Below are 14,482 nucleotides of genomic sequence, written 5' to 3' on the forward strand. Positions count from 1 at the left end.
GTCGCGGCCCTGCTTTCGATCGCCGGATAAGCACTATCTCAGATAGCGGTTGACCCGCCGGCTCTTTATTGTGACAGCGATCTATGCTCTACAGCGCCCGCGTGCCGCATTCGGCACCGAAGCCGCTGCGGCACACCCGTCAAGCTGGAACAGCGGCACCAGCCGCTTCCTCATGCTTAGTCACCCACCGTCACAGGAAAGTTTCCTCAGGAGTAAGACAAAAATGGCAGATACCACCTACCCGGTTTACGGCGAGATCACCGGTCCGATCGTCATGATCGGTTTCGGTTCGATCGGTCGCGGCACCCTGCCGCTGATCGAGCGCCACTTCAAATACGACAAGAACCGGTTGATCGTGGTCGAACCCCGTGAGGACGCCGCCGACAACGAGATTTTCGAACGGCATGGCGTACGTCACGTTCGCGCTCATGTGACGAAGGACAACTACAAGGAACTGCTGAAGCCGCTGCTCACCGAAGGCGAAGGCCAGGGCTTCTGCGTCAACCTGTCGGTCGATACCGGCTCGCTCGACCTGATCAAGATGTGCCGCAAGCTCGACGTTCTCTACATCGACACGGTCGTTGAGCCGTGGCTCGGTTTCTATTTCGACGCCGAAATGGACAATTCCGAGCGCACCAACTATGCGCTGCGCGAAACCGTTCGCAAGGAAAAGGAAAAGAACCCGGGCGGCACCACGGCCGTTTCCACCTGCGGCGCCAACCCGGGCATGGTCTCCTGGTTCGTCAAGCAGGGCCTCTTGAACCTCGCCAACGACCTCGGCGTGAAGTTTGAAGAGCCGCATCAGGACGACCGCGAAGGCTGGGCGAAGCTGATGAAGAAGGTCGGCGTCAAGGGCGTGCACATTGCCGAGCGCGACACGCAGCTGACGAAGAAGCCGAAGCCGCTCGACGTGTTCTGGAACACTTGGTCGGTCGAGGGCTTCATCTCCGAAGGTCTGCAGCCGGCCGAACTCGGGTGGGGCACCCATGAAAACTGGATGCCGAAGAACGCCAAGAAGCACAAGAAGGGCTGCAAGGCTGCGATCTACCTGGAGCAGCCGGGCGCCAACACCCGCGTACGCACCTGGTGCCCGACGCCTGGCCCGCAATACGGCTTCCTCGTCACCCACAACGAGGCGATCTCGATCTCGGACTTCTTCACCGTTCGCGATAAGGACGGCGAAGTGACGTACCGTCCGACCTGCCACTACGCCTACCATCCGGCCAACGACGCGGTCCTGTCGCTGCACGAGATGTTCGGCAACGGCGGCAACGCCCAGCCGGTCCATCACGTTCTCGACGAGAAGGAACTCGTTGAGGGCCTCGACGAACTGGGCGTCCTGCTCTACGGCCACGACAAGAATGCCTATTGGTTCGGCTCGCGCCTGTCTCTGGAAGAGACCCGCCGCATCGCTCCCTACCAGAACGCCACCGGCATGCAGGTAACCTCTGCGGTTCTCGCCGGCATGGTCTGGGCGATCGAAAACCCGAAGGCCGGCATCGTCGAAGCCGACGAGATGGACTACAAGCGCTGCCTGGAAGTACAGCTTCCCTATCTCGGTCCGGTTGAAGGCCACTACACCGACTGGACCCCTCTCGACGGTCGTCCGGGCCTGTTCCCGGAAGACATCGACACCAAGGATCCCTGGCAGTTCAAGAACATCCTCGTTCGCTAAGCTTTTGACGTAAAACGTCATCCGGCCCGTGGCACGACCGTGTCCCGGGCCTTTTCATCTGTGCGGGAAAAGGCGCCGGCAGCCCCCTGCTGCTCTTGCTTTCAACTCATGATCGCGGCATGGTCATGCCGGAATGAAACAGTCCGCTCGGCCCAATGCGGGGGAAATCGCCTATGAAGCCATTCGCAGTTCTGACCCTTATCGCAACCGCCGCGGCCTTGGCATCCTGCCAGTCGTCGCCCCGGATCATCGATGAGGGCGGGCCGTCGCGCCAGGCGACCGGCGTCGAAGGCTCCTGGGTGGACCCGAACGGCATCGTCTCGACTTTTGCGGGCGGCACCTTCTCGACCCGCACGACCGACACCAACCAGCTGCTTGCTTCGGGCAACTACATCAAGACGAGCCCGACGCTCGTCGAGATCAACATGACCTCGCTCGTGCGCAATACCCAGTCCAAGGTCGCTTGCGCCCTGGTCACGCAGAACCAGCTCAATTGCACCACCGATGCCGGCGCGCAGTTCTCGCTGGCGAGGCGCGGCTAAAACAGCGCATACGCAAGTATCGAAGCCCCCGATCGGGGGCTTTTTTTGTTGCAGGATCGCAGCTTAACCTCGTTATAAATTGACAAAGCGAGCTTGGTTTTAGCGCTTGAAGTCACCTTCAAGTGATGAAAACATCCGGCCCGGCAAAGCCACTCCGACCGTGGGGAACGGTTCCGTCTTCACGGCTCCGGAAACGGTCGGCTGACAACCGGCAAACAGGAGAACATCATGATCAGACACATGCGGACCGGCCTGATGACCGCGTCCATTCTTGCCCTCTCCTCGGGCGCAGCCTTCGCCGATTATGAGCTGAACATCCTGCACATCAACGACCTTCATTCCCGCATCGAGTCGATCAACAAGTTCGACTCGACCTGCTCGGCGGAAGAGGAAGGCAAGAACGAATGCTTCGGCGGCGTCGCTCGCTTGAAAGCCCTGATCGACACGAAACGCCAGGAACTCTCCGGCAAGAACGTGCTGCTGCTCAATGCCGGCGACAACTTCCAGGGCTCGCTGTTCTTCACCACCTATAAGGGCCTGGCCGAAGCCGAGTTCCTCAACCTGATGAAGTTCGATGCGATGACCGTGGGCAACCACGAATTCGACGAGAGCGAAGACGGCCTGGCCGGCTTCCTCGACAAGATTACCTTCCCTGTCGTCACCGCCAACGTCCTGCCGAGCCACAAGTCGAAGATCGGCGACCGCATCAAGCCGTCGATCGTGCTCGACGTCGGCGGCCAGAAGGTCGGCATCGTCGGCGCCGTCGCCAACGACACGCCGGAACTCTCCTCGCCTGGCCCGGACATCCTGATCGGCGACGACGTTGCCACCACCACGGCCGCTGTCGAAGAACTGAAGAAGCAGGGCGTCGACAAGATTATTGCGCTGACCCATGTCGGCTATCCGCGCGATCTCGCGGCAATTGCCAAGATCCCCGATGTCGATATCGTCGTCGGCGGCCACTCGCACAGCCTCTTGTCCAACACCGACCCGAAGGCCGAAGGCCCCTACCCGACGATGGTCGACAATCCCGGCGGCTACAAGGTTCCGGTCGTCCAGGCCGCATCCTACACCAAGTATCTCGGCGATCTCGTCGTCACCTTCGACGACAAGGGCGTCGTCAAAGCCGCCAAGGGCGATCCGATCCTGGTCGACTCGTCCGTCAAGCCGGATGAGGCCGTGCTGGCGCGCGTCGCCGAACTCGGCAAGCCGATCGAGGAATTGCGCTCGAAGATCATCGCCAAGACCGAAGCGCCGATCGACGGCTCGCGTGAGAATTGCCGCACCAAGGAATGCGAAATGGGCAGCCTGCTCACCGACGCCATGCTCGACCGCGTCAAGGGCCAGGGTGTCACCATCGCCATCACCAATGGCGGTGGCCTGCGCGCCTCGATCGACGCCGGCGACGTTTCGATGGGCGAAGCCATCACCGTTCTGCCGTTCCAGAACACGGTCGCCACCTTCCAGATCAAGGGCGACGGCATCCGTGAAGCGCTGGAAAACGGCCTCAGCAAGCTCGAGGAAGGCGGCGGTCGCTTCCCGCAGGTGGCGGGCATGAAGTTCTCCTTCGACAAGTCGAAGCCGGTCGGCAGCCGTGTCGTCTCGGTCGAGGTAAAGGAAGGCGAAGGCTACGTCGCCCTCGATCCGGCCAAGACCTATTCGCTCGTCACCAACAACTACATGCGCAATGGCGGCGACGGCTACGACGTCTTCAAGGAGAAGGGTGAAAACGCCTACGACTACGGTCCGGGCCTCGAAACCGTGCTCGCCGACTATCTCGCCGCCCACCAGCCGTTCAAGCCCTATACCGATGGCCGCATCACCGAGGTCGCTTCGGCTGCAGGTGCTGCACCGGCAGAACCGGCGACGGAAACGAAGCCGGCGACGGGCACCGACACCACGGCAACCCAGCCGGCGGCAACCTCCGGCGATGCATCAGCGCCCGCGGCAAGCGGCCCGCAGAAGCACGTGATCGCCAAGGGCGATACGCTCTGGGACCTCGCCAAGTCGTTCTACGGCGAAGGCTCGCTGTGGAAGAAGATCTCCGAAGCCAACGGCAAGCCGGCGCCGCGCGCGCTGCATGTCGGCACGGAACTGGAAATTCCGGCAAAGTAAGACAATTTGCCTCTACTTTCAGAGCCGGCGCGGGCTTCCCCGCGCCGGCTTTTCTTTTTAGAAGGATTTGAAACCGAAAGCAGTGTCCCGATTGAACGGGACCGACGAGGACCGAGATGACCGAACAGCTTGACGTGACCGCCCCTGCCGACCACCCTTCCGTCAAATCCGGAAAGGTCGGCATTCTGCTGGTCAATCTCGGCACGCCCGACGGCACCGACTATACCTCGATGCGCCGCTACCTGAAGGAGTTCCTGACGGACCGCCGGGTGATCGAATGGTCGCGGCTGTTCTGGTACCCGATCCTGTTCGGCATCGTGCTCAACACCCGTCCCGGCAAGGTGGGCAAGGCCTATGAGACGATCTGGAACAAGGAGCTGAACGAAAGCTACCTCAGGACCTACACCCGCAACCAGGCGCAACTGATGGCCAAAACGTTCGCCGATCGCCCTGATGTGATCGTCGACTGGGGCATGCGCTACGGCCAGCCCTCGATCGCCTCGCGCATGGAAGCGCTGCAGAAGGCCGGTTGCGAACGCATCCTCGTCTTCCCGCTCTATCCGCAATATGCGGCAGCCACGACCGCCACCGTCAACGACAAGGCCTTCGAGGCGCTTTTGAAGATGCGCTGGCAACCGGCGCTGCGCACGGTTCCGCCCTACCACGACGATCCGGTCTATATCGACGCGCTCGCGACCTCGATCGAGCGCCATCTGGCGACGCTCGACTGGGAACCGGAAGTGGTTCTGACCTCCTTCCACGGGATTCCGAAGAGCTATTTCGACAAGGGCGACCCCTATTATTGCCAATGCCAGAAGACCGCGCGGCTGCTGCGCGAAAAGCTCGGCTGGTCCAAGGAGAAGCTGCAGGTCACCTTCCAGTCGCGCTTCGGGCCCGAGGAATGGCTGCAGCCCTACACCGACAAGACGGTCGAGAAACTCGCACAGGAAGGCGTCAAGCGTATTGCCGTCATCAATCCCGGTTTCGTGTCCGACTGTCTGGAAACGCTGGAGGAGATCGCCGAGCAGGCGGCCGAGAGCTTCCACCACAATGGCGGCGACAAGTTCACCCACATTCCCTGTCTCAACGACAGCGCCGAAGGCATGGCGGTCCTCGAACACGTCGTGCGCCGCGAACTCGCCGGCTGGCTCTAGCTCCCATTCCTTGCCGCGCCGCTTGAAAACGGTGCCCCGATCACCACTTCTGGATGAATGGAACACGCACGCGCTCACCGGCGAGTGCGCGTCCCTAACATTTTGAATCTATGCGCAATCCGCGGAAACCGATTCCGGACCGACAACTATTGCGCTAAAGTGCTGTCTCGGGTCGGGATTGCAAATTTAGGGGGCATCTCTTGGGCGGGTTGGATATCGTCGTCGTCGGTTTCGTGGTTCTCATCATCCTGGTCCTCTTCATGGGGATCAAGACGGTGCCGCAGGGCTACCGCTACACCATCGAGCGCTTCGGTCGTTACACGAAGACGCTGGAGCCAGGTCTGAACCTGATCGTGCCCTTCATCGACCGGATCGGCGCCAAGATGAACGTGATGGAGCAGGTGCTCGACGTTCCGACCCAGGAGGTCATCACCAAGGACAATGCCAGCGTCTCGGCCGACGCCGTTGCCTTCTACCAGGTGCTGAACGCAGCTCAGGCCGCCTATCAGGTCGCCAATCTGGAAAACGCCATCCTCAACCTGACGATGACCAATATCCGCTCGGTCATGGGCTCGATGGATCTCGACGAACTGCTCTCCAACCGCGATACGATCAACGACCGATTGCTGCACGTCGTCGATGAGGCTGCCAGTCCCTGGGGCATCAAGATCACCCGCATCGAGATCAAGGATATCGCACCGCCGAAGGACCTTGTCGACGCCATGGCAAGACAGATGAAGGCCGAACGCGAAAAGCGCGCCCAGGTATTGGAAGCGGAAGGCTCGAGAAACGCGCAGATCCTGCGCGCCGAGGGCGCCAAGCAGTCGGCGATCCTCCAGGCCGAGGGCCAGCGCGAAGCGGCCTTCCGCGATGCGGAGGCCCGCGAACGTCTGGCCGAGGCCGAAGCCAAGGCGACGCAGATGGTCTCTGCCGCGATTGCCGCCGGCGACATCCAGGCGATCAACTACTTCGTCGCGCAGAAGTACACCGAGGCGCTCGCCTCGATCGGCACCGCCAACAACCAGAAAATCGTGCTGATGCCGATGGAAGCCTCCGCACTGATCGGCTCACTCGGCGGTATCGGCGCCATCGCCAAGGAGGTTTTTGGCGATGGACAGACGGCACCGGCGACACGCCCGCGCCCATCGACTCCTCGGACCACGCCCGCCTTCCCGGCAGATCCCTCGCAAGGGAAGTAGGCGATGATCGAACGCGCCATTCAAGAACTCGGTCCCTGGAGCTGGTGGGTTCTCGGCTTCGTGCTGCTGGCAGCCGAACTCGTGGCACCCGGCGTGTTCCTGATCTGGATCGGCATCGCCGCGCTCATTATCGGAATGCTCTCCCTTATGCTCTGGGAGACCGGCTTCTGGATGTGGCAGGTTCAGTTCGTCCTCTTCGCCGTCCTCTCGGTGGTCGCTGTGCTGCTCGGCCGCCGCTTCGTTCTGTCCTCAGCCGAAACCAGCGACGAACCCTTGCTGAACCAGAGAGCGGAAAGTCTCGTCGGTCGTACCGCGGTGCTGGAGAAACCGATCGCTGAGGGCCGCGGCCGCATCCGGCTCGACGATACGTTCTGGATCATCGAGGGGCCGGACCTGCCGGCCGGCACCCGGGTCCGCGTCGTTTCCAGCCATGGCCGAAACCTGACCGTCGAAAGCGCCTGATCGGCAAGCGGCTGATGCCACGACGTTTTTCCCATTTGGAAACGATTGCTTAACCACGTCGCTTTACGATTGCGAAAGGATTGCAATCAGGCTTCGTGGACAAACGGCATATGGTGCCAGGCTCATCTCGCTCGACCAAAGGAGACGCGCGGCGTTCGACCTCGCTGGCGTTGCTATTGGCCGGCACTGCCCTGTTCGCACCATCGTCATTGCGCGCGCAAACGGCCACGGCCCCGACGACCTCCTATGGCGTCGCCACCACCCCGGCAACAGTCCCGGCCACCACGCCCGCAATCGCCGATCCGCAAACCACCGGCGCCGTCAGCGGCGACGATCTTCCGCCGGCGCAGAACGAGGATTTCCTCCGCCTCAACCAGCGGGAGCCGACGATCGATGGCCTGAGGCTTCGAACCGATACGGAGGGGTATCGTACCACGCCGGGCGTTCGCATCGGGACCTTCACGCTGCGCCCCAGCGTCAGCGAGAGCATCAACCATGAATGGCGCAACGACGGTGACACCAAGACGAACCGCGGCTATCTCGAAACCGGCATCCGCGGCACCCTGACCTCCGACTGGTCGCGGCATCAGTTGACCGTCACCGGCGAAGGCATCCTGCAAAACAACATCTCTGGCGAAGGCGAGGAAGAGCCACGCGCCGATGTCGACGCGGAGCTGCGGCTTGATCTCTGGGACGAAACGGTTGCACGACTCCGGGCCGGATACAGTTTCTACCGAGAAGACGCCGACGACCCGAACGCGATCTCGGACGCCAAGACCCAGTCGGCGGTCAACACCTACCGCCTCGGCGCCGCCATCGAGCGCGATTTCGGTCTGATCCGCGGTTCGGTCGGAATCGATTTCGACCGCCAAACCTATGGCGATGTCGAGCTGGAGAACGGCACGACACTGTCCGAGAAGGACCGCAACCGCAACACCGGAAACTTGATTGCCCGCGTCGGCTACGAACTGTCGCCGGCGCTGATTCCGTTCCTCGAAGCCTCCGTCGGCAAGTCGCTTTACGACCTGCGCGAGGACACGTCCGGCTTCGAGCGTTCCTACCAGACCTATGCCGGACGCGGCGGTATCGAGGTCGATCTCGGCGAGAAACTCTATGGTGAGCTCGGCCTCGGCTACGAGACCTATCGCTTCGACGATGACAGGCTCGAAGACGTCAGCGGCCTGTCCGTCGACGGCCGCCTCAACTGGTCGCCGCAGCGCGGCACCGATGTGCTCTTCGCGGTTTTGACGGATCTCGATCCGTCGACGACGGCGGGCGTTTCCGGATCGATCGACTATACCTTGACCAACATCATCACCCACCAGATGCGCTCCGATCTGGTCGCACGATTGTCCAACACTCTGATCATCCGCAAATATCCGTCGGACTCCCGCTCCTCCGACGAGACCACCTGGCGAACCGGCGCCGGCCTCACCTACGACATCAACCGCTACTTGGCGCTGACAGGCGACGTCAGCTACGAGCGCACCACGCCCGACGTCGGCGATCCGACCGACATCACCCGTGTCGGCGTCGGCCTCGTCCTGCGGCGTTGAGCCAAAGGTCAGCCGCCGGCAAAGCTAGAGCGGTAACAACACTCATTGCCAGCAGCCAACAAAAAAAGGCCGCATTCCTCGGGGAACGCGGCCTTCTCGTTTCGGTGGAACCGAATTTACCTCAGGCTGCCGAGCAGCGTCTTCAGCGGCCCCTCGACGCTCGGGCGGATGTCGCCGCGTTCCAGAGCAAAGGCAACGTTTGCCAGGATGAAGCCGTCCTTGGCGCCACAGTCATAGGTGTCGCCACGGAAGTGATAGGCGGCGAACTGCTGGCTGTCGGAGAGCTTGAGCATGCCATCTGTCAGCTGGATTTCGTTGCCGGCGCCGCGTTCCTGCTTTTCGAGGATCGGGAAGATCTCCGGCTGCAGGATGTAGCGGCCGTTGATGAAGAAGTTGGACGGGGCTGTGCCCGGTGCGGGCTTCTCGACCATCTTGGTGATCTTGAAACCATCGCCCACCTTGTCGCCGACGCCGACGATGCCGTATTTGTGGGCCTGGTCCGGTGCGCATTCCTCGACGGCGATGACGTTGCCGCCGCTCTGCTCATAGAGCTCGACCATGCCCTTGAGGCAGCCCTTTTCGCCCTTCATGATCATGTCCGGCAAGAGCAGCGCAAACGGCTCGTTGCCGACGAGGTCACGGGCGCACCAGACCGCGTGGCCGAGGCCGAGCGGGGCCTGCTGGCGGGTAAAGCTGGTCGTGCCGGCCTTCGGCAGAATGCTGTCGAGCAGGGCGATCTCGGCCTTCTTGTTGCGCTCGCGCAGCGTCTGATCGAGCTCGACCTGAATGTCGAAATAATCCTCGATCACCGCCTTGCTGCGGCCGGTGACGAAGATCAGATGCTCGATGCCGGCTTCCAGCGCCTCATCGACCACATATTGAATGACCGGCTTGTCCACCACCGTCAGCATTTCCTTCGGCACGGCCTTGGTAGCCGGCAGGAAACGTGTGCCCAGCCCTGCGACTGGGAACACGGCTTTGCGGACTTTACGCTTGTCGGTCATCGATACCTCCTTGATAGGAACTCACTCATAAGTCTTACCGGATGGTCCCGGACTACAATCCGTCTGAAACCATACAGCGCTCCGTAATGGAGCCGCAATCTCTATGCCGTCAGCTGAACACAGCCTGAACCGACGGAACAAATGCATATGCGAACTCCACGACCATGGCTTGACATTTTCTACAGCGGAAGACGCCACCACAATTTCATGGTAAAGGGTTTGTTGACCACGTTTCTGTAGATTCGTTGCAATCCGGCAATGCAACAATCGCGGCCGGATCCGAAACAGGAGCCGCCGACGACTGCCCCCACCGTCGAGGCTGGCCCCAGACTGCCACCTTGCGGAGTGATTCGGGCCATGACGGCCGAAGCCCCCGCAGAGAAACGGAACCGACAGCTGATGATCAGAAACCGCAGGACGTTTTTCCGTCATATCGCAGCCGCCCTCGTCCTATCCGCCGCAACACTCGGCACCGCGCCCGCGCGCGCCGATGCCGGATTCCAGAACTGGATCAACGAATTCTACACGACGGCCGCCAAGGCCGGCATCAGCAAGTCGACCTATCGCCAGGCCTTCGCCGGCGTGAAGTCGCCTGACCAGACGGTGATCGAGAAGGCGAACTACCAGCCGGAGTTCAAGCACAAGATCTGGGAATACATCGATTCCCGCGTGAACCCGTACACCAAGCGCGTCGGCCAGGAGATGGCGACGAAGCACGCCCGCACGCTGAACGCGCTGGAAAAGCACTTCGGCGTCGACAAGACCATCCTGCTGGCGATCTGGTCGATGGAATCCAACTACGGCGCCGTGCTCGAGAAGGATGACCGCCTGCACTATGTGCCGCGCGCGCTCGCCACCCTTGCCTATGCCGATCCGAAGCGCTCGAACTACGCCAAGAAGCAGCTGATCGCCGCGCTGAAGATCCTCCAGAGCGGCGACATCACGCCGCGCGAGCTGACCGGGTCCTGGGCGGGCGCCATGGGCCACACCCAGTTCATCCCGACGAGCTACCTGCTCTATGCGGTTGACGCCGACGGCAACGGTCACCGCGACATCTGGAACTCGGTGCCCGATGCGCTGGCGACCGCCGCCAACCTTTTGAAGAAGAACGGCTGGCAGCCGGGCGAAACCTGGGGCTACGAAGTCGCGCCGCCGGCAAATGCCGCGAAATATTCCGGCCAGACGAAGACGCTCGCCGAATGGGCGTCGCTCGGCTTCGGCCGACCCAACGGCAAGGGCTTCCGCAACGGCAGCATACGCGCCGAACTCAAGCTGCCGAGCGGTGGCGAGGGTCCCGGCTTCCTGATGACCAAGAACTTCTTCGTCATCAAGCGCTACAACGCCTCCGACAGCTACGCTCTCGGCGTCGGCCTTCTTGCCGACCAGATCGCCGGCTATCAGGGCATGCAGCAGCGCTGGCCGCGTCCGGACGGATCGCTCGACATCAGCGAAAAGTTCGAACTGCAGAACCGCCTGAAGGAGCTCGGCTACTACAGCGGCGAAGTCGACGGCAATTTCGGTTCCGGCTCGAAGGCCGCGATCCAGGCGTTCCAGTCGAAGAACGGCCTGGCGCCGGACGGAGAGCCGACCCAGATGCTGCTGCGCGCCCTTCGCAACTAGCGGCTCGAAACGGTTTCACGATCGCCACATCCGTGAGATAAATGACGAGTAGCGCGCTGCACCCCGTGCGGCGCACTGAAACGTGAGGGCGGTTGAAAACCGGCGAACACGCGATCAACGGGGCAGAAGAGCAGATGACGAGCAAGCGCCGCAACCAACCGCGCCGAACGCCCTTCGGGATTGCGACGATCTGCATCGCCGCAATGGCGATGGTCGCCGTCAGCCTCTTTGCAAGCTTTGCCGAGGCGCAGGAGCGCGCCCAGCGGCGCACCCTGTTCCAGATGCTCTTCGGCGGCTTGTCGCGCGAGCGGCCGGTCTACGAAGACCGCACCTATTTCCCTGAGCAGCCGCGCCCGAAACGCCAACGCCAGCAGCAACAGCAGCGCCAGAAGGGCCAGGGGCAACAGAAGCAGAAGCCGAAGATCGCCGATGCACCGGCAGTCGCGCCGGTGGTGGTGGAGAAAGCGCCCGACGCCAAGAAGGTTCTGGTCGTCGGCGACTTCATGGCCGGCAGCCTCGGCGACGGCCTGAAGACCGCCTTCGAGATGACGCCCGGCATCGCCGTCGAGACACGGGCGAATGGCTCGTCCGGCCTGGTGCGCGAAGACTACTTCAACTGGCCGGGCACGCTTCCCGGCTACGTCGGCGAGTTAAAGCCATCCGTGATCATCATCAGCCTCGGCGCCAACGATCGGCAGCAGATGCAGATGGGCGACGTCAAGGAGAAGTTCCGCAGCGATCTCTGGACCGAGGAGTATCGCAAGCGCGTCAATGCGCTGGCGGCCCTTGCCCGCAAGGAGAAGCTGCCGGTTCTGTGGGTCGGCATGCCGCCGTTCCAGTCCGCCGCAATGACCGCCGACATGGTGACCTTCAACGGCATTTATCGCGAGGAGATCGAGAAGGTCGGTGGCCAGTTCGTCGACATCTGGGATGGCTTCGTCGACGAGGGCGGCAAATTCGTCCTGACCGGCTCCGACATCAACGGCCAGCAGGTTCGTCTGCGCGGCGCCGATGGCATCAACCTCACCAAGGCCGGCAAGCGCAAGCTGGCTTTCTACGTCGAGAAGGACATTCGCCGGTTGCTCGGCGATGCCGCCGCGACGGACAAGAACGTGCCTGGGGCGGGCGAACTCAAGGACCTGGTGGTGACGGCGCCGCTCGGCAACGAGGATATCGTCAAGACCCAGCCGATCGGCTTGACCGATCCGGCGCTGGATGGCGCGGGGTCCCTGCTTGGCAACGCCGCCCCGGACAAGGGCAATGGCAAGAGCCCGCGCGACCTTTTGGTCGACAAGGGCGATATCGCCGCCGCACCGACCGGCCGCGTCGACGACTTCCGCCTGTCGAAGCCAAGCACTGTCATCAGCAATCCGGTGATCCGCAACTAAAGCCTGTTGCGCAAAAGTGCGCAGCGGTTTTGCGGTATGCGATATATCAAAAACTTAAAGCGCAAGGAGCGAATCTGAAAGATCGCGACGCGCTTAAGAGCAATTCCAGGAAAAGTGTGAAGCGGTTTTCCGTCCGGAATTGCGCTATTTCAGAGACTTAGATCATTTCACCGTTTCGACGAAACAATGAAATGATCTAGAACCAGCCGCGGCCCAAGGCTGTCGGGCCTCCGGCAACAGCCCACAAAAAAGCCCCGCATCTCTGCGGGGCTTTTTTCATGCTTGGGAGTAAACCGTTTATCGCGGCAGGGTGGTTGAGCCCATCAGCGCCTCGTCGATCGCACGCGCCGCCTGGCGGCCTTCGCGGATCGCCCAGACGACCAGAGACTGGCCGCGACGCACGTCGCCCGCGGTCCAGAGCTTCTCGACCGAGGTCTTGTAGTCGCGCTCGTTGGCAACCACGTTGGTCGAGCCGCGGCGGTCGGTGTTGAGCGTCAGCTTGTCGCCGAGATCCTTGAGCACGCTGCTGGTAAACGGACCGCGGAAGCCGATGGCGATGAAGGCAAGATCCGCCTTGATGATGAACTCCGTGCCGGCGACCGGCTTGCGGCGATCGTCCACCTGGCAGCACTTCACGCCGGTGAGGTTGCCATCCTCGTCGCCGATGAATTCGAGCGTCGCCACCTGGAACTCGCGGATAGCCCCTTCGGCCTGGCTGGACGAGGTGCGCATCTTCGTTGCCCAGAACGGCCAGACGGCAAGCTTGTCTTCCTTCTCCGGTGGCTGCGGTCGGATGTCGAGCTGGGTCACCTTGACTGCGCCCTGGCGGAAGGCAGTGCCGACGCAGTCCGACGCGGTATCGCCACCGCCGACGACCACGATGTGCTTGCCGCCGGCAAGGATCGGCTGCGACGGCCAGCCGACGCTGTCGATGTTCTCGCGGCCGACGCGGCGGTTCTGCTGCACGAGATAGGGCATCGCATCATGCACGCCGGCGAATTCGACACCGGGGATGCCCGCGTCACGCGGCGTCTCCGAACCGCCGCAGTAAAGCACGGCATCGTGGTCGTCGAGCAGGCGCTGCATCGGCACGTCAACGCCGACATTGATGCCGCAGTGGAAGGTGACGCCTTCGCCCTTCATCTGTTCGACGCGGCGGTCGATGAAGTTCTTCTCCATCTTGAAGTCCGGAATGCCGTAGCGCAGCAGGCCGCCGGCCTTGGTCTCGCGCTCGTAGACGTGAACTTCGTGGCCGGCGCGGGCAAGCTGCTGGCCTGCCGCCATGCCGGCTGGGCCTGAGCCGATGACCGCGACCTTCTTGCCGGTCTTGGTGACGGCCGGCTGCGGCACGATGTAGCCCATCTCATAGGCCTTGTCGGCGATCGCCTGTTCGATCGTCTTGATCGCCACCGGCGTGTCTTCGAGGTTCAGCGTGCAGGCTTCCTCGCACGGCGCCGGGCAGACGCGGCCGGTGAATTCCGGGAAGTTGTTGGTCGAATGCAGGTTGCGGATCGCCTCATCCCAGTTGCCGTTGTAGACGAGGTCGTTCCAGTCCGGGATCTGGTTGTGCACCGGGCAGCCGGTCGGCCCATGGCAATAGGGGATGCCACAGTCCATGCAGCGAGCAGCCTGCTTCTGCACTTCCGGTTCTGACATCGGAATGGTGAATTCACGGAAATGGCGAATGCGGTCGGATGCCGGCTGGTACTTTGCCACTTGCCGGTCGATCTCGAGAAATCCAGTTACCTTACCCATCGTACTATCCTG

At 62.2% G+C, this 14,482-nt stretch carries 11 protein-coding genes; 9 read left to right on the top strand and 2 right to left on the bottom strand.

Translation table 11 applies throughout. From position 1 onward, the window contains the following. Nucleotides 1-223 precede the first annotated feature (223 nt). From AC3WWH_RS15220 to AC3WWH_RS15250, 7 genes are all read left to right on the top strand, one after another. On the top strand, nt 224-1,675 hold the full coding sequence (locus AC3WWH_RS15220; RefSeq protein ID WP_057254637.1) for a homospermidine synthase: 1,452 nt from the start codon (nt 224-226) through the stop codon (nt 1,673-1,675). Between the two features lie 173 nt (nt 1,676-1,848). After that, the gene (gene omp10, locus AC3WWH_RS15225; RefSeq protein ID WP_058321013.1) at nt 1,849-2,217 is read left to right on the top strand and encodes an outer membrane lipoprotein Omp10; all 369 of its coding nucleotides are present in this window, start codon (nt 1,849-1,851) and stop codon (nt 2,215-2,217) included. 228 nt (nt 2,218-2,445) lie between these two features. Beyond that, nucleotides 2,446-4,332 carry a 5'-nucleotidase C-terminal domain-containing protein gene (locus AC3WWH_RS15230; protein WP_058321012.1) on the top strand — a complete coding sequence of 629 codons (1,887 nt, stop codon included), beginning with the start codon at nt 2,446-2,448 and terminating at the stop codon, nt 4,330-4,332. Between the two features lie 116 nt (nt 4,333-4,448). After that, the gene (gene hemH, locus AC3WWH_RS15235) at nt 4,449-5,486 is read left to right on the top strand and encodes a ferrochelatase (protein ID WP_093233887.1); all 1,038 of its coding nucleotides are present in this window, start codon (nt 4,449-4,451) and stop codon (nt 5,484-5,486) included. A 200-nt stretch (nt 5,487-5,686) separates the two neighbouring features. Next, the gene (locus AC3WWH_RS15240; RefSeq protein WP_058325220.1) at nt 5,687-6,685 is read left to right on the top strand and encodes an SPFH domain-containing protein; all 999 of its coding nucleotides are present in this window, start codon (nt 5,687-5,689) and stop codon (nt 6,683-6,685) included. A 3-nt stretch (nt 6,686-6,688) separates the two neighbouring features. After that, entirely contained in the window at nt 6,689-7,147 is a 459-nt protein-coding gene (locus tag AC3WWH_RS15245; protein WP_058325221.1) for an NfeD family protein, read from the top strand. A gap of 110 nt (nt 7,148-7,257) precedes the next feature. Then, entirely contained in the window at nt 7,258-8,703 is a 1,446-nt protein-coding gene (locus AC3WWH_RS15250; protein ID WP_058325222.1) for an outer membrane beta-barrel protein, read from the top strand. A gap of 116 nt (nt 8,704-8,819) precedes the next feature. Here AC3WWH_RS15250 and galU read toward each other — a convergent pair whose 3' ends face one another. Further along, nucleotides 8,820-9,707 (bottom strand): UTP--glucose-1-phosphate uridylyltransferase GalU, encoded by an 888-nt coding sequence (galU, locus tag AC3WWH_RS15255; protein ID WP_057254631.1) that lies wholly within the window; start codon nt 9,705-9,707, stop codon nt 8,820-8,822. A 399-nt stretch (nt 9,708-10,106) separates the two neighbouring features. Here galU and AC3WWH_RS15260 point away from each other — a divergent pair, with 399 nt between their 5' ends. Both AC3WWH_RS15260 and AC3WWH_RS15265 read left to right on the top strand, forming a co-directional pair. Then, nucleotides 10,107-11,327, top strand: coding sequence for a lytic murein transglycosylase (locus tag AC3WWH_RS15260; protein WP_058325318.1), 1,221 nt, complete (start codon nt 10,107-10,109; stop codon nt 11,325-11,327). A 134-nt stretch (nt 11,328-11,461) separates the two neighbouring features. Beyond that, on the top strand, nt 11,462-12,715 hold the full coding sequence (locus AC3WWH_RS15265; protein WP_058325319.1) for an SGNH/GDSL hydrolase family protein: 1,254 nt from the start codon (nt 11,462-11,464) through the stop codon (nt 12,713-12,715). Between the two features lie 297 nt (nt 12,716-13,012). Here the strand turns inward: AC3WWH_RS15265 and AC3WWH_RS15270 are convergent, their stop codons facing one another. Continuing rightward, nucleotides 13,013-14,470 carry a glutamate synthase subunit beta gene (locus tag AC3WWH_RS15270; protein ID WP_058325223.1) on the bottom strand — a complete coding sequence of 486 codons (1,458 nt, stop codon included), beginning with the start codon at nt 14,468-14,470 and terminating at the stop codon, nt 13,013-13,015. Nucleotides 14,471-14,482: the final 12 nt, after the last annotated feature.

It is taken from the genome of Ensifer sp. EB106-03-01-XG145 (assembly GCF_058792075.1).

Excerpts from the sequence above, each read along its gene's own strand:
- AC3WWH_RS15265 (WP_058325319.1), top strand. The coding sequence starts at position 11,462 with ATGACGAGCAAGCGCCGCAACCAACCGCGCCGAACGCCCTTCGGGATT.
- hemH (WP_093233887.1), top strand. The coding sequence starts at position 4,449 with ATGACCGAACAGCTTGACGTGACCGCCCCTGCCGACCACCCTTCCGTC.
- AC3WWH_RS15245 (WP_058325221.1), top strand. The coding sequence starts at position 6,689 with ATGATCGAACGCGCCATTCAAGAACTCGGTCCCTGGAGCTGGTGGGTT.
- AC3WWH_RS15230 (WP_058321012.1), top strand. The coding sequence starts at position 2,446 with ATGATCAGACACATGCGGACCGGCCTGATGACCGCGTCCATTCTTGCC.
- AC3WWH_RS15270 (WP_058325223.1), bottom strand. The coding sequence starts at position 14,470 with ATGGGTAAGGTAACTGGATTTCTCGAGATCGACCGGCAAGTGGCAAAG.
- AC3WWH_RS15260 (WP_058325318.1), top strand. The coding sequence starts at position 10,107 with ATGATCAGAAACCGCAGGACGTTTTTCCGTCATATCGCAGCCGCCCTC.
- AC3WWH_RS15220 (WP_057254637.1), top strand. The coding sequence starts at position 224 with ATGGCAGATACCACCTACCCGGTTTACGGCGAGATCACCGGTCCGATC.
- galU (WP_057254631.1), bottom strand. The coding sequence starts at position 9,707 with ATGACCGACAAGCGTAAAGTCCGCAAAGCCGTGTTCCCAGTCGCAGGG.
- AC3WWH_RS15250 (WP_058325222.1), top strand. The coding sequence starts at position 7,258 with ATGGTGCCAGGCTCATCTCGCTCGACCAAAGGAGACGCGCGGCGTTCG.
- omp10 (WP_058321013.1), top strand. The coding sequence starts at position 1,849 with ATGAAGCCATTCGCAGTTCTGACCCTTATCGCAACCGCCGCGGCCTTG.